Origin of the sequence: Streptosporangium nondiastaticum (assembly GCF_003011965.1) — a bacterium.
Lineage (GTDB): Bacteria > Actinomycetota > Actinomycetes > Streptomycetales > Streptomycetaceae > Streptomyces > Streptomyces nondiastaticus.
Genome location: NZ_PXWG01000283.1, coordinates 1 through 2,301, shown reverse-complemented (window position 1 = coordinate 2,301; position 2,301 = coordinate 1). Strand labels below are relative to the sequence as shown.

Here is a 2,301-nt window from a genome sequence, read left to right as displayed (position 1 = left end):
GGCGGGCCGTGCCCCCGCCCGCGCCGCGCCGGCCCCTCCCCCAAGCCCGGGCGCGCGGCCCGCATCGCGGTCTGCCTCACCTCCGCGCTCGTCATGCTCACCAGCGGCGTCGGCTGGTGCGCCTACCACTGGCTGGACCGCGGAGTGAACACCTCCAGCGCGCTGGACGCCCTGCGCGACGACGCGCCGCCGGGTCGCGACGGCGCGGTGAACCTGCTCCTGATCGGCCTCGACAGCCGCAAGGACATGAACGGCAACGACCTGCCGAAGGAGTTCGTCCAGGACGAACTGCACGCCGGCTCCAGCGACATCGGCGGCTACAACACCAACACCCTCATCCTCATGCACATCCCGGCCGGCGGCGGCAAGGTGACGGCCTTCTCGATACCGCGCGACGACTACGTCGAGATCGCCGGCGGGCGCGGCGAGCACAAGATCAAGGAGGCGTACGGGATCGCCAAGGCCGAGGCCGAGGAGAAGCTGTCGGCGCAGGGCGTCAAGGGCGCCGAGCTGGAGCACCGCGGGCGCGAGGCCGGCCGCGAGGCCACGCTGGCCACGGTCCAGCACTTCCTCGGCGTGCCCATCGACCACTTCGCCGAGGTCAACCTGCTGGGCTTCTACGACATCGCCAAGGTGGTCCAGCCCGTCCCGGTGTGCCTGAAGCACCCCGTGCGCGACCGCTACTCCGGCGCCGACTTCCCGGCCGGGCCGCAGCAGCTCGACGCCCGCCAGGCGCTGTCCTTCGTCCGGCAGCGGCACGGCCTGGCCGGCGGCGACCTCGACCGCACCCACCGCCAGCAGGCGTTCCTGTCCTCGGTCACGCACAAGCTCCAGGAACAGGGCGTGTGGAGCGACCTCGGCAAGCTGCAGGGGCTGTTCGACGTCATCAAGAAGGACGTCGTCATCGACAACCGGTGGAACATCCTGGACTTCGCCCGGCAGGCGCCCAACCTGACCGGCGGCAACGCCGAGTTCCACACCCTTCCCATCGAGGGCTTCGCCACCCGCAAGGGAGAGGCCGTCAACCTCGTCGACCCGGCGAAGGTCAAGTCCCTCGTCCAGGCGATGACGGAGCCGAAGACGGAGCGGAAGGACACGCCGGCCGCCGGCGACGCCGAACCGGGTGAGGGCAAACCGGATAAGGGCAAAGCAGATGACGCCAAGCCCGGCGGGTCGGATCCCGTCTCCTCCGACTCCTTCCAGGGCCCGCCGGTCAAGATGGGCGGCGTCCCCTGCGTCGACTGACCGCCGCAAGGGTCTCCGGGCTCTAGACCCTCCCCTTGGCGACGACGAGGAGCCTCTCGTAGTGCTTCATCTCCTCGATGTCGCCCACGAACGGGCGGACCTCCGCGAGGAACGGCCGGAAGTGCGGCCCCTCGCGGAAGCCCTGCTCGTGGTCGTGGACCGACGTCCACTCGATCCGCAGGACGAACCGCTCCGGCTCCTCCACCCCGCGCGCGAGCTCGTAGCCCAGGCACTGCGGTGCCGCGTACAGGTGTTCGGCGGCGGCCGCGCAGGCCTTCTCGAAGGCGGCGCGCCGCTCAGGGTCGGTGATGCGGTAGCGGATGTACTCGACGGTCACGGGGCCTCCTCTTGCCGCGTCCTGCGGTCGGCGCCGGCTCAGTCGCCGAAGCCGGCGTGCACGTGGTCGTGGTGGGTGTCGTCGGTGAAGAACTGCGGCCCCGCGCCCGCCCCCGCCGGCAGGAGCGGGCCCCCGACGTTGTACGAGCCGGCCGCGGCGGCGTCGCGCATGAACGCCTCGACCAGCGCGCGCGGCGTCGCCCGGTCGACCACCGCGTGCCCGTCGATCCGCCACACGTCGAAGGCCCGGCCCGGCGGGTGGTCGCTGGGCCGGCCGGTGCCGAACACGTTCAGGGGATGGCCGGAGCGCACGACGCTGACGTCGATGCGGTAGCGCTCCGCGAGCCGGAGCATCGCCCGCAGCACGCTCGCGTGGACGCCGCCGCCCCGGACGTCGGCCTCGGCCGCCGCGGGCAGCTGGATCCGGTCCTCGTCCAGCACCCGCCGCGCCGCCTCCGGCAGGCTGCCGGCCGCGGGCCCGGGCGCGGCCGGGTGCAGCTCGCCGACCGACCAGCGCGGCGCCGCCTCGGTCAGGCGCACGTCCACGGTCGTCCCGCCCGCCACCACGGGCCCGCCGCCCGTGCGCGTCCACTGCCGGCAGACGACCAGGACGCTCGCCGAGCCGGCCAGGATCCCGCCGTACTGGGCGTCCGTCACCTCGACGACGGCCGCGTCCGCGCCGGACAGCAGCGGCCCGGCCTGCCCGGCGAGCGCGGGCGG

Annotated in this window: 3 protein-coding genes; 1 reads left to right on the top strand and 2 read right to left on the bottom strand. The window is 73.5% G+C overall.

The genetic code is table 11. The annotated features are described in order from the left end of the window. Positions 1-1,245 (top strand): LCP family protein (locus tag B7P34_RS35720; RefSeq protein WP_106682263.1); only part of this gene is annotated, 1,245 nt, incomplete at its 5' end. Positions 1,246-1,267: 22 nt separating this feature from the next. Here B7P34_RS35720 and B7P34_RS35715 read toward each other — a convergent pair. After that, on the bottom strand, positions 1,268-1,582 hold the full coding sequence (locus B7P34_RS35715) for a putative quinol monooxygenase (RefSeq protein ID WP_106682262.1): 315 nt from the start codon (positions 1,580-1,582) through the stop codon (positions 1,268-1,270). A 38-nt stretch (positions 1,583-1,620) separates the two neighbouring features. Beyond that, positions 1,621-2,301 (bottom strand): hypothetical protein (locus tag B7P34_RS35710; protein WP_223268599.1); only part of this gene is annotated, 681 nt, incomplete at its 5' end.